The organism is Streptomyces sp. NPDC053755 (assembly GCF_040677675.1).
GTDB lineage: Bacteria > Actinomycetota > Actinomycetes > Streptomycetales > Streptomycetaceae > Streptomyces.
Genome location: NZ_JBFASK010000008.1, coordinates 138,656 through 156,528, shown reverse-complemented (window position 1 = coordinate 156,528; position 17,873 = coordinate 138,656). Strand labels below are relative to the sequence as shown.

Sequence of the window (17,873 nt, the reverse complement as noted above, 5' to 3'; positions counted from 1 at the left end):
GTCGTGTCGCGGATCACGTTGCGGTCTGGACCATTGCGCTGTCAATACCGCCTGCCCTCGGCGAGGCACGGTTGTCGGCCCGATGCGTCAGAATTGGTGCAGGGCCAGCGCACGACTCATCGAGGGGCACGTATGTCCGGACTGATCGACACAACGGAGATGTATCTCCGCACCATCCTCGAGCTTGAGGAGGAAGGTGTGGTCCCTATGCGCGCCCGGATCGCCGAGCGGCTCGACCAGAGCGGCCCGACGGTGAGCCAGACGGTGGCCCGGATGGAGCGCGACGGTCTGGTGACCGTCGCCGGCGACCGTCACCTGGAGCTGACGGAGGAGGGCCGCCGACTGGCGACGCGCGTGATGCGCAAGCACCGCCTCGCCGAGTGCCTGCTCGTCGACGTGATCGGCCTGGAGTGGGAGCAGGTGCACGCCGAGGCGTGTCGCTGGGAGCACGTGATGAGCGAGGCCGTGGAGCGCCGCGTCCTGGAACTCCTGCGGCACCCGACGGAGTCGCCGTACGGCAACCCCATCCCGGGCCTCGAGGAGCTGGGTGAGAAGGCCGAGGCGGAGGCCTTCCTGGACGACTCGATGGTCTCGCTGGCCGACCTGGACGCGGGCCTGGAGGGCAAGACGGTGATCGTCCGCCGGATCGGCGAGCCGATCCAGACGGACGCCCAGCTGATGTACACGCTGCGCCGGGCGGGCGTGCAGCCCGGTTCGGTGGTCAGCGTGACGGAGTCCGCCGGCGGGGTCCTGGTCGGCAGCAGCGGTGAGGCGGCCGAGCTGGACGCGGACGTCGCGGCGCACGTCTTCGTCGCGAAGAGGTAGGCAAACCGAGTTCGTCGCCGGGAGCGGGCGGACCGAGCGGCCGGACGCCTCCTGCCGGCCGTCGGCCGGAGCCACCGGGCCGGGGCCCGGCGGCCTCCTTCGGACAGGCTCACGCCCGGCGCCCGTCACGACCGCCCGCACCCCTGCCGCCTCGTGCCCCCGCACGCCGGACCGCCCCGCACCGGCGGCCTCTCGGCCCGCGCCCGACGAGGGGCCGTCCGAGCGCCTTCCCGATCCCGTCACCCGATTTACGTCGGATTCGCCACGCCCGCTCCCTCGGCGTGCCACGCTGGGTTCAGCCGTGCGAGGCCGGGAGGGGTGGGCGGATGGGAGCGTCGGGGGCGGTGCGACGAAAGGCAGAGGGCCCCGGCGCCCATGGGCGCCGGGGCCTGTCCTCCCCTGTGCTGACCCGGAGCCCCGAGCTCCCAGGGTCATTCCCCTCGGACCGTTTTCCCCGAGCGGTCCGCCTCCCGCTGAAGATCTCCCCTCGGCGGCGCGCGTCAATCCTTGAGTGCCGTCACTCGAACGAGGGGTGTTACGCGGCAGACCCCCATTTTCGAATATAGGTTCGATACTCTGGCGGGGTTCGACAGGCTCGATGGGAAAGAGGGGGTGCCAGGACATGGTGCGACGTCTCGACGTCACCGGAGCCGCCGGCGTACGCCTGGCTGCCTGGGAGTTCACGGAGGAGCGGGTGCCGGGGGCCAGGCGGGAGCGCGCGCCGGGCGCCCCCGCGTCGGGAGTGTTACTCCTCCACGGCCTGATGGGCCGTGCCTCCCACTGGGCGCCCACCGCCGGCTGGCTCGCGGGCCGGCACCGCGCCGTCGCCCTCGACCAGCGGGGCCACGGCGCCAGCGACAAGCCCCCTGCGGGCCCTTACACCCGCGAGGCGTACGTCGCCGACGCGGTCGCCGCCGTGGAGCAGCTCGGCCTCGGTCCCGTGACCCTCATCGGCCACTCCATGGGCGCCCTCACCGCCTGGCAGGTCGCCGCCGAACACCCCGAGCTGGTCCGCGCCCTGATCATCTGTGACATGCGGGCCTCGGCCCTCGGGGCCGCCTCGCAGCGGGAGTGGCAGGACTGGTTCCGCCGCTGGCCGCTCCCCTTCGCCTCGCTCGCCGCCGTGCGCCAGTGGTTCGGCGAGGAAGATCCGTGGGTCGAGCGCCCGAACCCCGGTCGCGGCGAGTTCTTCGCCGAGGTGATGACCGAGCGCCCCGACGGCTGGTACCCGGTCTTCGACCCGGCCCAGATGCTGACCTCCCGCGAGACCTGGGTCCACGACGCTCACTGGGAGTCGCTCGCCCAGGTCCGCTGCCCGACCCTCGTGGTGCGCGGCCTGGACGGCGAACTGGGCCGCGCGGAGGCCCAGGAGATGGTCCGCGTCCTGCCCCACGGCGCCTACGCCGAGATCCCGGACGCCGGTCACCTCCTGCACTACGACCACCCCGAGGCCTGGCGGGACGCGATCGAGCCGTTCCTCAACGGCGTGCTGACGTCCTGACCTTGCGGGGGGCCGGCGGTTTCCCGGCCCCGCGGGCGGCCGGGGCGGCCGCCCGCGGGGCGCTCGTCGGGGAGGTGGCGGCGCGTGCACGAGGCCGGGCGGTGCCGGAGCGCTCGCTGCGTGACCGACGGGGTCAGAACGAGAAGACCGTGCCCCGGGCCATGCCGACGTTCATCTCGCACTCGTTGCCGTAGGTGGCGGACCAGCTGACGCGCTTGCCCTTCCAGACGCCGTCCCCGGTCACCGTGACCGGGTCCCAGATGCGCGTACAGGGGGCGCTGCCGGCCCACATGGTGGTCAGCCGGGCCAGGTCTCCGTCGACGGCCTCCAGCTCCGCGCAGGCCGCCTTGGGTGCGGGGTGGGTGCCGCCGGCGCGCGGGGCGCAGTTCAGGGTCACCGCCCTCGCGATCGACGCCGTGGCGGCGTCCTCGCCGTGACCGACCGTCAGCACCAGTGCCGACGGCGCGTAGAGACCCGTGGGCGCGGCGGGCGCGGCCTGGGCGGCGCCGGTGGACGCCGTGCCGACGAGCGCGAGGCCGGTGACGACGGCGGCGGGGAGAGCGGCTTTACGGAGGTAACGCACGGGATGGCTCCCTTCGGAGGGTTTGGGTTGGTGCGATTGCGTTCCGGAGTCTTGTCGACGCGGTGGGTGATCGCACATCGCCCGTCCCTTTCCGGCCGTATACGGCCGTGTACACGTATCACCGACTGAACGATCGGTCGTTCGGGCAGTTCGAAAGGGGTGCGACAGTCGTTCGAGCGAGGGAGGGGAGGGGTGGAGTGCCCAGTGGTACAACCGCGAACGACCCCCTGGCCTGCGATAACGCGGAATTGGTTCGTTCTTGCAGCACTTATGGTGGTGTGGGGTCGACCGGAACATTCCGTTCGACCTCGCGCCACAAGGGGGATCAGGCCCTGCTGACCGCCATGAGGATCTCCGGCGGCCACGCCGCCGTCGCGGCGCCGCCCGCTCGAAGCCGACCCTGACACGTAGTGCGCCGTAGAGCGCGCCGACCGGGAGCGGCAGCCGGCACAGGGAATGCGGACCGGCGGCGTGGAGGTGGATCGCCGCCCCGATCGGCGGGGCGCACGGCAGCGCTCCCGCGGACGTGCCGCCGGAGATCGGCATCCAGGCGGGGCCGCCCTGCTCCCGGTGCCACGACCCCCTCGACACGAACGGCGGGCGTCGCACCGCTGTCCGGTGCGCTGCCCGCCTCTTCGAACGCCTCGTCACATGCCTCGTCAGGCAGCGCTCTTCAACCCCTCGATCGTCCCCGTGCGACAGGGGACAACCTCACGGGGGCGGCCCTGCGGCCGGCCCGTCACGCGTGACGGGCTCTCGCCGCCGCCGCTTCCCGGCCACAGGCGTAGGCCAGCGGACTGATCAGCTCCTCCGCGTCGGGAAGCCAGCGGTTGGCCGGGGTGGGCCGTCGCGCCCACTGCACGGCACCGTGCCCGCCGACGCGGGTGGGCGGCGCCGCCACGTAGTGCCCTTCGCCGCGCGTGACCAGGTCGATCGAGGCCGGGGCCCAGCCCAGCTTGCGGACCAGGTCCGGCACCTTCGTGGCGGCCCCCGGCAGAACGAAGAAGAACATCCGGCGGTCCGGGGTGCAGGTCACCGGGCCGAGCGTCAGCTCCATGCGCTCCATCCGGGCCAGGGCCAGGAAGCCGGCCGCCTCGGGCACGTCGATCGCGTCGAAGGTCCGGCCGGTCGGCAGCAGGATCGACGCCTTGGGCTGCTTCGACCACATCCGCCGCGCCCCGACGGCGCTGCCGGTCGCCTGGGTCGACCAGTCGGGCCGCGCCGGGTGGGCGCCCGGCGAGACGCAGCTCTCGACACCGCAGGAGCAGCGCTCCCTGCCCTCCGCGGCTTCCAGCCAGGTCCCGGGGAACACGTCCCAGTGCCGCTCTTCCGCGTACCGCACGGCGCAGTCCAGCAGCTGCTCGCCTCGCTGCTTGGGGATGTGTGCGGCTTCCGTGACTCCGATGGTCTCTTCCACGGTGAACTCAACTGCCGCCGTCACCTGGAGTTACGGGCAGCACGGAAGAGCGGTGTGGAGCATCGATCCTGCATGCGGGGCGCATGGGTGCACGGGCGGGGGCGCGCGTGGGGCCGGGGACCGGTGGCGGGGTAGCCAGGATCGGGGGTGTCGGCGGCGAGCAACCGATGCGTCCGGTTTCGCGTGTTCACATCGGCATTGACCGGATATCCGTCGGGCAGTGATCAGTTCACTTCAGTCGGGCTCGACCGATCACCGACTGGATCCACCGATCACGACCGGCCTCAGGGGGTTTGTCATGGCAGCCAGGCCACTCGTTGCCCGTCAGCCGAACGAACGGCTGCAGGCGCTCATCCAGGAAGCCGGGTGTTCCAACGCCGGCCTCGCGCGCAGAGTGAACATGGTCGGGGCCGAACGCGGCCTGGACCTGCGGTACGACAAGACGTCCGTGGCGCGCTGGCTGCGCGGGCAGCAGCCGCGCGGCCGCGCCCCGGGAGTCATCGCCGAGGCGCTGGGCCGCAAGCTGGGGCGGACGGTCACGATCGACGAGATCGGGATGGCGAACGGCAGGAACCTGGCGGGCGGCGTGGGGCTCCAGTTCGCGCCGACCGTCCTCGGCGCGATCGAGCAGGTCTGCGAGCTGTGGCGCAGTGACGTGGGCCGCCGGGACTTCCTGTCGGGCTCGACGGTGGCCGCCTCCGCGCTGGTCGAGCCGAGCAGGGACTGGCTGATCAGCGTCGCGGACGCGCAGGTGGCCCGGTCGGGCGGGGGCCGGGTCGGGGCCGCGGACGTGGCGGCGGTCCGGGCCATGACGAGCGCCCTGGTCGATCTGGACCGCCGGTTCGGCAGCGGGCACGTGCGGCCGGTGGTGGTGCACTACCTCAACAGCGTGGTGTCGGGGCTGCTTTCGGGGTCGTACAAGGAAGCGGTGGGACGGGAGCTGTTCGGCGCGGTGGCCCGGCTCACCGAACTGGCCGGGTACATGGCCGTGGACACCGGGCAGCCGGGCCTGGCCCAGCGGTACTACATCCAGGCGCTGCGGCTCGCGCAGGCCGCGGGGGACCGCGGCTACGGCGGCTATGTGCTGGCGGCGTCGATGAGCCACCTGGCGGCGCAGCTCGGGACTCCGCGCGAGATCGCGCAGTTGGCACGGGCGGCGCAGGAGGGCACGCGGGGGCGCGTGACGCCGAGGGCGGAGGCGATGTTCTACGCGGCGGAGGCGCGGGGGCACGCGCTGCTCGGGGACGTCCGTTCCTTCGAGGTGGTGGCGGGGCGGGCGGTGCGCGCGCTGGAGCGGTGCGATCCGGAGTCGGGGGACGACCCGGCCTGGATCGCGCACTTCGACCACGCCTACCTCTCGGACGAACTGGCGCACTGCTACCGGGATCTGGACCGGCCGGCGGAGGCGGCCAGGGCGGCGGAGGACTCGCTGAGCGGGCACCCGCAGACGCGGGCGCGGCGGCGCGCGATCGGCCTGGTGCTGCTGGCGTCGGCGCAGCTTCAGCACCGGGAGGTGGAGCAGGCGTGCGACACGGGCTCGCGGGCGGTCGAGTTGCTGGCCACGCTGCGGTCCTCGCGTGGCGCGGACTATCTGGACGACCTCAAGGACCGGTTCGAGCCGTTCGCCCGGGAGCCCGCGGTACGGGAGTTCGGGGCGCGCCTGGAGACGCTCGCGGCGTGACGCCCGCGGTGTGACGGGGGAGGGGACGCCGGGGCGCGCGGGAGCGTGGGGGCTTTGTAGCGGGTCTCACACGCGTGTGCGGACCGCCGGGCGTACCCGGTAGCGTGGGCCGACGATTCCGTAGGTCCATCAGTAGGAGTCCCGGTGACGCAAAGCGGACAGGGTCCGGAGCCGCAGTATCCGCCGGCGGTACGGCCCGCGCACGAAGGTGTCGTGCTGCCCGCAGAAGGCAGCACGGACGGCGGACCGGCCGCGGGTCCGGCCGGCGGGCAGCCGTGGGGTGGCTCCTGGGGCCCCGGTGGCGGCCGGCAGGGCGGCGGACAGCCCCTGCCGCCGGCGCAGCCGCTGCCGCCGGAGACGGTGCCGGGCGGGGGCGCGGACATGCAGGCGACCCAGTACATCGCCCCGGTCCCGCCGCAGGCCGGACAGCCGGGCCCGATGCCGGGCACCTCGCCGGGACAGGCCGCGGGATACGGGGCGATACCGGGAGCCCACCCGCAGCAGTCGTCGTCGCCTCTGCCGCCGCAGGGTGGCTACGGCTATCCGCAGACGGGTGCGGGGCCGGGGACGGATGGGCGGGGGCAGCAGTCGTCGTCGCCTCTGCCGCCGCAGGGTGGCTACGGCTATCCGCAGGCCGCTCCCGGGCACGCCGCGGACATGCAGGCGACCCAGCACATCCCGCCGGTCGCCGCCCAGGGAGGCGGGTCGGACACGCAGTTCCTCGGGACGGGTCCGCTGCACCAGCAGCCGGCCGGGGCCTCCGACGCGACGCAGTACATCGCTCCCGTGCCCTCCTCGATGCCCGGTGAGCGTCAGCCGCCCGCCGAGTTCGACAACCTCTTCCGCAGCGATGCGACGCAGCACCTGCCGCAGTCGCCACAGCACCACCAGGCCCAGCCGCCGCCGCACCAGCCGCCGTACGGAAACCAGCCGCCGGCCCCCCAGGGGCCGCAGCCCCCGCAGCCGTACGGCTTCCAGGACGCCTACTACGACGGTGACGACGAGCCCGCGCCGCGCCGGAAGTCGCCGGTCGGGCTGATCGCCGCCGTCGTCGTCGGCTGCGCGATCGTCGGGCTGGGCGCCGGGGCGCTGCTCAGCGGCGGGGACGAGGACAAGGACAAGAAGCCCGGCCAGAACGTGGCCGCCAGTTCGGGCGCACCGTCCACCGGGCCGTCCGACAAGCCGGCCGACCCCGCCGAACCGCAGGCCCAGGCGCTCGACAAGCTCCTCGCGGACAGCAACGACAGCCGGGACGCGGTGATCCGCTCGGTCGAGTCGATCAAGCAGTGCAAGAACCTCGATCAGGCGGCCACCGACCTCAAGGGCGCCGCCGCGCAGCGCCGGGACCTGGTGACGCGCCTGGAGGGCCTGTCCGTCGACAAGCTGCCGGACAACGCGGCGCTGACCGCGGCCCTCACCAAGGCGTGGCAGGCGTCGGCGTCCGCCGACGACCACTACGCCGCCTGGGCCGTGCAGGCCAAGAGCAAGAAGGTGTGCAAGGGCGGCAAGGCCCGGGGCACCAGCCAGACGGTCGAGGCGACCAAGAAGAGCGGCGAGGCCACGACCGCCAAGCGCGAGGCGGCCGGGTTGTGGAACCCGACCGCCAAGAAGTACGGACTGCCGCAGCGGACGCCGACCCAGCTCTAGGGAGTGCCCGGGACGTATCGGCCCCATGGGCAGCCCAGACGGGACGCTCCGGAGACTGTCCAGGAGCCGGGGCCGGCGGCGCGCCGCCGGTCACGGGGCGCTGAGGACCGTCTCGCCGACGTCGACGAAGCCGGGCTTCTGCGCCACGAGCCGCCCCTGGCGCACCACTTGGAAGGTCACCTCGTGGTTGACGATCCGGGGGAAGCCGGGGGCGCCGAGCATGTCCTCGTAGTGCCAGCGCAGTTCGGGCGTGAGGCCGCCGGTGTCGATCCGCACCCCCTGGTCGAGGGCGTGCGAGACGGCGGGCGCCGTGATCGAGTCGCTGTCGAGGGACTCGATCACCTGCTTCAGGACGGTGTAGGCGATCCAGGTCGTCTGCACGCCCGCGTCGGAGGGATCCACGCGGTTGTCGGCGAAGGCGTGCTCCTGGATCACCTTGCGCATCGGCTCCCAGCGCGGGTCGTTCGCCTCCGGGTACCAGCCGGTGACGTAGGCGCCCTCGAAGGGGCTGCGAGCGCCTCCCGTGCGGTCGATGACCGGCTGGCTGACGCTGCCGAGCACCGAGGAGATCCGCACGGCCGGGGGCCGCGCGCCCTCGGCGTCCGCCGCGCCCCGGCCGCCCGCCGCCTCCGTGCCGCCCGTGTCGCCCTCGCCGGCCGGCAGACGGCGGAAGGAGTCGAAGAACGTCTGGGTCCGCTCGCCGAGCACGGCGGCCACGCAGCCGTCCTCCTGCCCGGCCTTGCTGCGGGCCCGCCCGGCCTGCTGGGTGTACTCGGCGGCGTCCTCCAGGGCCGGGATGTCGGCCGCGCCGCTGTGCCGGGACTTCCGCAGGCCGGAGTTGAGGAGGGCGGGCAGCCGGTCGCCGGCGATGGTGTCGGGCCGGACGAGGGAGACCTTGCGGCAGGACTCGGCGAGCTGCATGCCGTGGCCGGCCATCAGGGAGGCCTGGCCGCCGTTGACCGGATAGGAGATCGGGCTGGTGAACTCGTCGTCGGAGATGCCGTACCCGCCGATGTACGGGATGCCCGCGGCCTCCAGGGGAGCCATGAACCCGCGGCCGTTCTGGCTGTAGGAGCCGACGACGGCGACGACGTCCTCGCGGACGGCCCGGCGCGCGCAGGCCGCGGCGCCGGCGGAGGTGTTCTGTTCGTTGCAGGTGAGGACGCGCAGCTCGTGGCCGTCGATGCCGCCCGTGGAGTTGATCCAGCGGGCGTAGGCCTGGGCCATGGCGGGCATCCCGGGCATGTTCGTGGCACGGGTGCCGTCGGGTGCCCAGGTCATCACGGTGACGGGCTCCCTGGAGCCCCCCGTGGCTCCAGGGATCACGCCGCAGCCGGCGAGCAGCGACGTGCCCGCCGCCGTTGCCGTGACATACGCGAGGAGTGAGGTCAGTCGCCTACCGGTCATGGGCATGCACATTTCCGCCTCACGGGTAACGCGGGAGTGAGCATGGTTCAACGATGGGTGACGTGAAGGTGAATTACGGGGGCCGGTCGGCGGCCGGGAACGGGGAACGTACGATCGAAACGTGTCCAGTCCCGTCTCCGGTTCGGTGAACTCTTCCCGTCGCGGCCGTCGCTCCTCCACCATGGGCGGCATGCCGCTCAATGACATGCCCTGGTGGCGCTGGCGCATCAACGTGCGCTCGGCGCTGCACATGCTCTCCGATCCCGCGTTCCACGAGACGACCTGGCTGGCGGGCCACGACGGGTACGGCGACGTCACCGACGCCGTCTACCGCCTGGTCGAGGACACCTGGCTCGACAACTGGTCCGCCGAGAAGTACGTGGGGACGATCTTCCGCGACTCGGGCGAGGCCGCCCTCGTGGACGTCGCCGTGCTGCGGGTGCTGCGGATCATGCACCAGGTGGGCCCCGACGCCCCCGTGTCCGCCTACATGGAGCACCACGGCTGGCCGGAGGCGGTTCGCGCCGCCCGCGAGGCACACGTACGGATGGCGTCGGCGGACGGCGAGGACCCGGACGTTCCGCCCCGCTCCCTGGACGTCCTGCGCATCATGACGCGGTCCGCCTGACGGACCTCGTCCCTGGCGGGCCCGCGCCGTGTGGCAGGCTAGCGGGATGACCGACCAGTACGTCCTCACCCTCTCCTGCCCCGACAAACAGGGCATCGTGCACGCCGTGTCGAGCTATCTCTTCATCACCGGCTGCAACATCGAGGACAGTCAGCAGTTCGGAGACCGGGACACGGGTCTCTTCTTCATGCGGGTCCACTTCTCGGCCGAGGCGCCGGTCACGGTGGACAAGCTGCGGGCGAGCTTCGCGGCGGTGGGCGACTCGTTCGCGATGGACTGGCAGATCAACCGGGCCGACGAGCGCATGCGGGTCGTGCTGATGGTGTCGAAGTTCGGCCACTGCCTCAACGACCTGCTGTTCCGCTCGCGGATCGGGGCGCTGCCCGTCGAGATCGTGGCGGTCGTCTCCAACCACACCGACTTCGCCGAGCTGGTGAAGTCGTACGACATCCCGTTCCGCCACATTCCGGTCACCAAGGAGAACAAGCCGGAAGCCGAGGCGGAGCTTCTGGAGCTGGTCCGCTCCGAGGGGGTGGAGCTGGTCGTGCTCGCCCGTTACATGCAGGTGCTCTCCGACGACCTGTGCAAGCGGCTGTCGGGCCGGATCATCAACATCCACCACTCCTTCCTGCCGAGCTTCAAGGGCGCGAAGCCCTACCACCAGGCGCACGCGCGCGGGGTGAAGCTGATCGGTGCGACCGCGCACTACGTGACGGCCGACCTCGACGAGGGCCCGATCATCGAGCAGGAGGTCGAGCGGGTCGGCCACGAGGTCACCCCGGACCAGCTGGTGGCCGTCGGCCGCGACGTGGAGTGCCAGGCCCTGGCCCGCGCGGTGAAGTGGCACGCCGAGCGGCGCATCCTCCTCAACGGCCGCCGCACGGTCGTCTTCGCCTGACGTCCCGGGGCGCGTCCTGAGCCGGAGCTACAGCCGGCTCAGCGACGCCGCGGCGAAGAGGACGTCCCGGATCGCCTCGCGGTCGCCGTCCTGGCCCGCGGCGGCCTCCTCGGGCGGGACGTGGCCGGCCACCAGCTGGCAGAACTCGACGCCGTCCATCGCCACCTGGGCCACCGCGTGGTCCGGGGAGCCGACGGCCGCGGGCGAGTCCAGGGCTATGTACCAGTGACCGCCGCCGGAGCCCTCGACCTCCAGGTGGAGCGAGCGGCCGGGCGCCCCCGCCGTGACCAGATGGCGGGGCGGCGACGCCAGACCGGCCCGGCGACGGCCGGCCAGGGCCGCCGGAAGCAGCCGGGCCGCCAGGTCGATCATGCCGTGCAGATGCGCGCCGCTGGGCGGGTCGTACGGATACGCCACGGCGTTGGCGATGTCGTCGGCGTGCACCCAGCACTCGAAGGCCCGCTCCAGCAGCGAGTCCCGCAGGGGCAGCGCGAAGTCGCCGTACGTGACCGTCAGGTCCGCGACACCCCGCCCCGCGAACGAGACCGTGCGGATCAGCGTGTGACTCTGCTCGCGCCACGGCTCGCGGACCCCGCGCGTCGGCGGGTGGTACGAGCCCTGCCAGTACGCCTCCGTGCGCTCGGCCGGCGCCACCTCCGGCGCCCCCGCACCCAGCGGATCGTCCAGGCCCAGCGCCGTCGAGACCAGACCGTCCACCGTGAGCAGATGGCCGATCACCCCGGCCACGGTCGTCTTCCGGCGGGCCGGACGCTCGCCGTCGAACCACTTCAGCCGCACCGGGGCGTGCCACTCCGACTCGCCGATGTCCCGCAGCAGCGCGTCGAGCCGGGCGGTCTCCGCGTCGTACGGACTCGCCCAGGCGGGTACCGGGATACGGGCGGGGCGGCGGCCCAGGCAGTTCTCCAGGACCCGGGAGCGCAGCAGCGGATCGAGGTCCAGGTCCCGCTCGGCGTGCAGCAGGCCGACGGCGTCCCGCAGCCGCAGCGCCTCGTCCGCGCACGGGGCGCACTCGGTCAGGTGGTCCTCGACGGCCTGGGTCTCCTCCGGGGAACACGCGGACAGCGCCCAGGCCCCGAGGAGGGACTTGAGCACGGCGTGCGACGGGGGCGCGGTCGGCAGGACGGGCGTCGGCGGCGGCCCGGGCGGCGGCGCTGCCGCCCCGGCGGGGGAGCCGGAGGGGGACCCGGAGTCAGGCCCGGACCCGGAGTCAGGCCCTTGGGCGGGAGCGGACCGGGACTCCTGCTCCGAGTCCGGGTCGCTCGTGGGGGCCGGTGCCGGCAGGGCCGTCAGGTCCGCGTGGTCGTCGGCCGCCCGGCGCCGGCCCGGTATGCGCGGAGCGCGTGCGACCCCGTCCGGATCGCCGTTCGCCTCGTTCACAGCCGGCGTCCGTAACCGGGCGGCGAGCTGTTCTCCATGGGGCGGGTGTTCGCCGTGGACAGCAACTGGAGCCCGAGGCGCAGCCGGCGCCGTGCCTCGTCCTCCGTGACGCCGAGGTCGGCCGCCGTCTGGCGGTAGTCGCGCCGCTGGAAATAGGCCAGTTCCAGCGCGGCCCGCAACGGCGCGGGCATCGACGTGACGATGTAGTCGGCGCGGGCCGCGACGGAGGCCCGCCGCACCTTCTGTTCCAGCTCCTCCGCGGAGCCCTCGCCGGTCTCCGCGTACGCCGTCGCCTCGTTCTGCCGCAGGCGGTGCACGGCCTGCCGCTGGGTCAGCCGGGCCACCCAGGAGCGGAGATTGCCCTGCTTGGGGTCGTACGCGTCGGGGTTCTCCCAGATGTAGCCGAAGACCTCCCGGGTGACCTGGTCGGCGGCGTCGTCGTCGTCGAGCACGCGGTGGGCCAGGCTGTGCACCAGGGAGGCGAAACGGTCGTACAGCTCGCCGAGGGCGGCCGCCTCGCCGCGCGCCAGCCGCTGCTGCATCCTGCGGTCCCAGCGCGGTGGTGTGTCCTTCGCCATACGAAGCCCTCCGGAGCTCTTCGGCGGCCCTCCCGACCCGAGTTCACGGTCCAAAGTAATGCGCCGCACCGGCGCACACCCCCCTTTGCGACAAGTGCGCCCCCGGACGGGGTCCGGATGGTAAGGAAAGCGTCATCCTGAGAACGAGGGGTTTCGGCGCGTCCTGGCCGGGCAGCGGGAGGGCACAGGAACGACTCCCTCCGCTTGAAGGGCGCGACACGTGACGCTCCACGTCGACGAAGACGAGCAGGGCCCCTGGATCGTGCTGCGTGTCCAGGGGGAACTCGACCTGGTGACCTCCCCCGTGCTCCGCAGACGCGTGCACGCGGCGGTGGCGGTCGGCCGGCACCACGTCGTCCTCGACCTGTCCGGCGTCCAGTTCTGCGACTCCAGCGGGGTCGGTGTCCTGATCGCCTCCCGCCGGCTGATGCGTTCCTGCGGCGGTCGGCTGCGCATGGTGCTCCCGGCCCGCGGCGACCTGGACGGCTCGCACGTCAACCGGGTCCTGGCCGCCCTCGGCGTCCGACGGCTCTTCGACGTGTACGCCGACGCCGGCGACGCGGTCGACGAGCGGGCGCGGCCCCTTCCGGTGGACACCCTCGCCGGACAGACCGCGTCCGTCCCCCCGCAGTCGTCCCCGGCGCGGCGCCTGACCGCTCCGCCCCTCTCGGCATAGGGCGCCTTCGCGTCGTAAGGTCCGCACATGGAGCCCATGGAACCCGAGCAGCTCTACCAGCGCCGTATCGCCTCCCGCTTCGCCGCGTTCGACCAGGACGGCGACGGGACCATCTCGCGCGAGGACTTCAGCACGGCGGCGAAACGCCTCCTGACGGAGTTCGACACCTCCTTCCGCTGTGACAAGGGACAGGCGCTGGTCACCGGCGCCGAGGCGTTCTGGCAGGGCATGGCGGGGATCGCCGACGTCGACGGCGACCAGCGGGTCAGCCAGCAGGAGTTCGTCGGCGGGGCGGTCAAGCGCCTGCACGACCACCCCGACCGCTTCGCGGAGATCGCCCGGCCCTTCCTGCACGCCCTGCTGGCCATCGCACCGACCCGGGACGACGTGGAGCGGGCCCTGCGCGCGCTCGGCATCGAGGAGTCGGCGGCGGCCCTGAGCGCCCGGGCGCTGTCGGTCGACGAGGAGGAAAGGGTCGACGAGGAGGCGGCCGTGACCGCCTTCGCCCGCTACTTCATGACGGAGGACCACCCGGCGTAGGTCGCGTCCCGCCAGGTCTCGCCCGGGGTGCCACGCCCCGCACGCCCGCCCGCCGTCCGGACTTCCCGGGTGCGGGGGGTCAGGCGTACCGCTCCCGCAGCTTGTACTTGAGGACCTTGCGCAGGGCGTCGTTGCGGGGCAGGGCCTCCACCACCTCCAGCTGCTCCGGCAGCTTGTGGACGGAGAGGCCCTGCCCGCGCAGGAAGTCCGTGACCGACGCGAGGGTCAGGGCGGGCGCCCCCGGCGGCTGTTCGATCACCGCGCAGACCCGTTCGCCGCGCTCGGCGTCCGGGAGGCCGACGACGGCGGCGTCACCGACCCCCGGGTGCCGGTGGAGCAGGTCCTCGATCTCCTTGGCGGAGATGTTCTCCCCCTTGCGGATGATGACGTCCTTGATCCGGCCGGTGAGGACCAGATGGCCGCTCGGCGTCAGGTGTCCCACGTCGCCGGTGATCAGGAACCCGTCCTCGTCGAAGGCCGCCGCGGTCTGCGCCGGATCGAGATAGCCCTGGCACACGGCCTCGCCCCGGAGCCGGATCTCTCCGCCGTCGGCTATGCGGATCTCCATGCCGGAGGGGGGCCGCCCCTCCGTCGTCGCCAGGTTCTCGTCGGTGTCGTCCGGGGATCCCATGCTGATCATCGGGACCTCGGTCATGCCGTACCCGTGGGTGAGCCCGCAGCCCATCTCGCGCACCACCGCGTGGTAGATCTCCGGCGGCTTCGGCGCCCCTCCGCCCGCGAGGAGCCGCAGGGTCGGGATGATCGGCTCCCCGGGCCGCCTGCGCTGCTCGGCCAGGAACATCGAGTAGAAGGCGGTGGACCCGCCCGCCACGGTCACGCCGTGCTTGCGGTACTCCTCCAGCGCGCCGGGGAGCGCGAACTGCTCGAACATCACCGCGGGGAAGCCGTACAGCAGCAGCATCACGGTGTAGTCGGGCCCGGCGATGTGGGCGTACGGGAAGGCCATCGAGCCCACGTCGTCGGGGGTGAGCCGCAGCGCGTGGGCGAGGCAGGAGCCGCCCGCGATCAGAGAACGGTCGGTGTGCAGGACACCCTTGGGATCGGAGGTCGTGCCCGAGGTCCAGTAGATCCAGCGGACCGACGTGCCCTCGGCGGGCGGAGGCGGCAGGACGGCGGGGTCGCCGTCGGGCAGGGAGTCGTACGCCTCGAAGATCCCGCGCGCCCCGAGCCGCCGGGCCATCCCGGTGTGGTCGAAGCCGCGCCACACGCCGGGCACGGCGAAGAACTCGGCCTTCGACGCGCGAAGCGCGAAGCCCACCTCGCGGTCGCGGTAGAAGGGGATGACCGGTGACTGCACGGCGCCGAGGCGGGCCAGGGCGAAGGTGAGGACCGCGGTCTCGATCCGGGTGGGCAGCTGCCAGGCGACGACGGTGCCGGGGCGGACGCCCAGGTCGTAGAGGCCGGCGGCGCACCGCTCGGCCCGCTCGCGCAGCTCGCCGAAGGTGAGAGTCCGGTCGCCCTGGAGGAGGACGGGCCGTTCGGGGGTGAGGGCGGCGCGGCGGCCGACCAGCTCCCAGAGGGTGCGGGACCCGCCCAGGTCGTGTGCGGTCTCGGTCACGGCCGACCCGCCCGGGTCGTGTGCGGTGTCGGTCACGGCGCCTCCTCGGTCACGACACCACCTGACGGATCGTCAGGTGGTGCGCAGAGCGTAGAGGCCGGCTCCTTGTCGGTCCAGGGGTGCGGGGCTAGCCTGAGAGACGACGGTATCTGACGGGTCATCAGAAAATGGGAGTGGGTCCATGACCGAGCTGCCCCGCATCATCAGCGTCGACGACCATGTGATCGAGCCCGCGCACCTCTTCGAGACCTGGCTCCCCGCCAAGTACCGCGACCGCGGACCCAAGCCCCTGACGGCCGGCATCGGGGAGCTCGCCTACGTCGGCGGGAAGTACCGGATCACCATGGACCCGGAAGGGCCGCCGGCCGACTGGTGGGTCTACGAGGACCTGCGGTTCCCGTACAAGCGCAACATCGCCGCCGTCGGCTTCGACCGCGACGACATGACCCTGGAGGGCATCACCCGCGCGGAGATGCGCCCCGGCTGCTGGGACCCGGCCGAGCGGCTGAAGGACATGGACCTCAACCACGTCGAGGCGTCCCTGTGCTTCCCCACCTTCCCCCGCTTCTGCGGCCAGACCTTCGCCGAGGCCCACGACAAGGAGGTCGCCCTCGCCTGCGTCCGCGCCTACAACGACTGGATGGTCGAGGAGTGGTGCGGCGACAGCGGCGGCCGGCTCGTCCCGCTCTGCATCATCCCGCTCTGGGACATCGGCCTGGCCGTCGCCGAGATCCGCCGGAACGCGGCCAGAGGCGTCAGGGCGGTCACCTTCTCGGAGATCCCGACCCACCTCGGGCTCCCCTCGATCCACTCCGGCTACTGGGACCCCTTCTTCGCCGTCTGCCAGGAGACCGGCACGGTGGTCAACATGCACATCGGGTCGTCGTCCCAGATGCCCGCCGCCTCGCCCGACGCCCCGCCCGCCGTCCAGGCGTCCCTGAGCTTCAACAACGCCATGGCGTCGATGATGGACTTCCTCTTCAGCGGCGTCCTGGTGAAGTTCCCCACGCTCAAGCTCGCCTACAGCGAGGGCCAGATGGGCTGGATCCCCTACGCCCTCGAACGCGCCGACGACGTCTGGGAGGAGCACCGGGCCTGGGGCGGAGTGCGCGACCTGGTCCCCGAGCCGCCCTCCACGTACTACTACCGGCAGATCTTCTGCTGCTTCTTCCGCGACAAGCACGGCATCGCCTCGCTCGACGTGGTGGGCCGCGACAACGCCACCTTCGAGACCGACTACCCCCACGTCGACTCCACCTTCCCGCACACCAAGGAGGTCGCCCTCGACCACGTCGAGGGGCTCGACGACGAGACGGTCTACAAGCTGATGCGCGGCAACGCCATCCGGATGCTGGGCCTGGACCTCGTCTGATGGACCTGACGTACACCGCCGAGGAGGAGGAGTTCCGGGCCCGGCTGCGCGACTGGCTCGCCGCCGCCCTGCCCGCCCTGCCGCCGAGGCCCGACCCGCTGGACTGGCCGGGCCGGCGTGCCTACGACTGCGGCTGGCAGCGCAGGCTGTACGAGGCGGGGTACGCGGACGTCCACTGGGACGCCTCGCCCACCCGGCGGCTGATCTTCCTGGAGGAGACCGAGCGGGCCGGCGCCCCTTACGTCGGCGCCAACTTCGTCGGACTGCTGCACGCCGGACCGACGATCGCCGCCGAGGGCACGCCGGAACAGCGCGAGCGCTGGCTCCCGCCCGTCCTGCGCGGCGACGAGGTGTGGTGCCAGGGCTTCAGCGAGCCCGACGCGGGCTCCGACCTGGCCTCCCTGCGGACCCGGGCCGTCCGGGACGGCGACCACTACGTCGTCTCCGGATCCAAGATCTGGACCTCGCACGCGGAGGTCGCCGACTGGTGCGAGCTGCTGGTGCGGACCTCCGCCGGCCCGGGCGCGGGCAGGCACCGGGGCCTCAGCTGGCTCGCGATGCCCATGGACACGCCCGGGATCACCGTCCGGCCGCTGCGCACCCTCGCCGGGTCCGCCGAGTTCGCCGAGATGTTCCTCGACGAGGTGCGGATCCCGGTGTCCCACCGGATCGGCGAGGAGGACGACGGCTGGCGCGTGACGATGGTGACCCTCTCCTTCGAGCGCGGCACCGCCTTCGTCGGCGAGGTCGTCGCCTGCCGCCGCGTCCTCGGCGAACTCGCCCGCGAGGCGCGCGCCAACGGCGCATGGGACGACCCGGCGACCCGCCGGAGGCTCGGCAGGCTCGCGGCCGAGTTCCGCGCCCTGTGGCGGCTCACCCAGTGGAACGTCAGCGAGGCCGAGGCGACCGGAGGCGTGCCCGGCGTCGGAGGGTCCGTCTTCAAGCTGCGGTACTCCCACGCCCGCCAGGACCTGTACGACGCGGCCGCCGCCGTCCTCGGCCCCGACGCCCTCGACCTGGGACGCGAGTGGAACGGCGACCGGCTGTCCTCGCTCTCGTACACGATCGCCGCCGGCACCTCCCAGATCCAGCGCAACATCGTCGCCGAGCGCATCCTCGGCCTGCCGAAGGGGCGGTGAGAGC

The 17,873-nt window shown here is 72.8% G+C and carries 15 protein-coding genes and 1 pseudogene; 10 read left to right on the top strand and 6 right to left on the bottom strand.

The genetic code is table 11. The features are described from left to right. Positions 1-132 precede the first annotated feature (132 nt). Together AB0K65_RS11465 and AB0K65_RS11460 are read left to right on the top strand one after the other, a co-directional pair. Complete coding sequence (locus tag AB0K65_RS11465) at positions 133-825, top strand: metal-dependent transcriptional regulator (RefSeq protein ID WP_365715558.1); 693 nt, start codon at positions 133-135, stop codon at positions 823-825. A gap of 622 nt (positions 826-1,447) precedes the next feature. After that, positions 1,448-2,326: an alpha/beta hydrolase gene (locus tag AB0K65_RS11460; protein ID WP_365715557.1), complete on the top strand. Its 879-nt coding sequence runs from the start codon at positions 1,448-1,450 to the stop codon at positions 2,324-2,326. Between the two features lie 133 nt (positions 2,327-2,459). On the opposite strand, the gene AB0K65_RS11455 is transcribed toward AB0K65_RS11460, so the two are convergent. Together AB0K65_RS11455 and AB0K65_RS11450 are read right to left on the bottom strand one after the other, a co-directional pair. Further along, positions 2,460-2,909, bottom strand: a complete 450-nt coding sequence (locus AB0K65_RS11455; protein WP_365715556.1) for a subtilase-type protease inhibitor — start codon at positions 2,907-2,909, stop codon at positions 2,460-2,462. 739 nt (positions 2,910-3,648) lie between these two features. Next, entirely contained in the window at positions 3,649-4,326 is a 678-nt protein-coding gene (locus AB0K65_RS11450) for a bifunctional DNA primase/polymerase (protein ID WP_365715555.1), read from the bottom strand. Between the two features lie 298 nt (positions 4,327-4,624). On the opposite strand from AB0K65_RS11450, the gene AB0K65_RS11445 reads away from it, so the two are divergent. Beyond that, on the top strand, positions 4,625-6,007 hold the full coding sequence (locus AB0K65_RS11445; RefSeq protein ID WP_365715554.1) for a transcriptional regulator: 1,383 nt from the start codon (positions 4,625-4,627) through the stop codon (positions 6,005-6,007). A gap of 144 nt (positions 6,008-6,151) precedes the next feature. Next, complete coding sequence (locus tag AB0K65_RS11440) at positions 6,152-7,654, top strand: hypothetical protein (protein ID WP_365715553.1); 1,503 nt, start codon at positions 6,152-6,154, stop codon at positions 7,652-7,654. 90 nt (positions 7,655-7,744) lie between these two features. Here AB0K65_RS11440 and AB0K65_RS11435 read toward each other — a convergent pair whose 3' ends face one another. After that, positions 7,745-9,061, bottom strand: coding sequence for an ABC transporter substrate-binding protein (locus AB0K65_RS11435; RefSeq protein ID WP_365715552.1), 1,317 nt, complete (start codon positions 9,059-9,061; stop codon positions 7,745-7,747). 181 nt (positions 9,062-9,242) lie between these two features. Between AB0K65_RS11435 and AB0K65_RS11430 the strand changes: the two genes are divergently transcribed. Both AB0K65_RS11430 and purU read left to right on the top strand, forming a co-directional pair. Beyond that, on the top strand, positions 9,243-9,689 hold the full coding sequence (locus AB0K65_RS11430; RefSeq protein ID WP_365715613.1) for a hypothetical protein: 447 nt from the start codon (positions 9,243-9,245) through the stop codon (positions 9,687-9,689). Between the two features lie 46 nt (positions 9,690-9,735). Continuing rightward, positions 9,736-10,587 (top strand): formyltetrahydrofolate deformylase, encoded by an 852-nt coding sequence (gene purU / locus AB0K65_RS11425; RefSeq protein WP_365715551.1) that lies wholly within the window; start codon positions 9,736-9,738, stop codon positions 10,585-10,587. A gap of 27 nt (positions 10,588-10,614) precedes the next feature. On the opposite strand, the gene AB0K65_RS11420 is transcribed toward purU, so the two are convergent. Then, on the bottom strand, positions 10,615-11,985 hold the full coding sequence (locus tag AB0K65_RS11420; protein WP_365715550.1) for a zf-HC2 domain-containing protein: 1,371 nt from the start codon (positions 11,983-11,985) through the stop codon (positions 10,615-10,617). Beyond that, positions 11,982-12,563 (bottom strand): sigma-70 family RNA polymerase sigma factor, encoded by a 582-nt coding sequence (locus AB0K65_RS11415; RefSeq protein WP_365715549.1) that lies wholly within the window; start codon positions 12,561-12,563, stop codon positions 11,982-11,984. Before AB0K65_RS11415 ends, AB0K65_RS11420 begins: the two co-directional genes overlap by 4 nt. Positions 12,564-12,783: 220 nt before the next feature. Here AB0K65_RS11415 and AB0K65_RS11410 point away from each other — a divergent pair. Both AB0K65_RS11410 and AB0K65_RS11405 read left to right on the top strand, forming a co-directional pair. Beyond that, positions 12,784-13,149: pseudogene (locus AB0K65_RS11410) on the top strand (STAS domain-containing protein); the annotation flags it as partial. Between the two features lie 126 nt (positions 13,150-13,275). Then, positions 13,276-13,779, top strand: coding sequence for an EF-hand domain-containing protein (locus tag AB0K65_RS11405; RefSeq protein ID WP_365715612.1), 504 nt, complete (start codon positions 13,276-13,278; stop codon positions 13,777-13,779). A gap of 79 nt (positions 13,780-13,858) precedes the next feature. Here AB0K65_RS11405 and AB0K65_RS11400 read toward each other — a convergent pair whose 3' ends face one another. Continuing rightward, complete coding sequence (locus AB0K65_RS11400) at positions 13,859-15,358, bottom strand: AMP-binding protein (protein ID WP_365715611.1); 1,500 nt, start codon at positions 15,356-15,358, stop codon at positions 13,859-13,861. A 181-nt stretch (positions 15,359-15,539) separates the two neighbouring features. Here AB0K65_RS11400 and AB0K65_RS11395 point away from each other — a divergent pair, with 181 nt between their 5' ends. Beyond that, a complete protein-coding gene (locus tag AB0K65_RS11395) occupies positions 15,540-16,730 on the top strand; it encodes an amidohydrolase family protein (RefSeq protein ID WP_365715548.1) in 1,191 nt (396 codons plus the stop codon). Continuing rightward, on the top strand, positions 16,730-17,869 hold the full coding sequence (locus tag AB0K65_RS11390; RefSeq protein WP_365715547.1) for an acyl-CoA dehydrogenase family protein: 1,140 nt from the start codon (positions 16,730-16,732) through the stop codon (positions 17,867-17,869). Before AB0K65_RS11395 ends, AB0K65_RS11390 begins: the two co-directional genes overlap by 1 nt. The last annotated feature ends 4 nt before the right edge of the window (positions 17,870-17,873 follow it).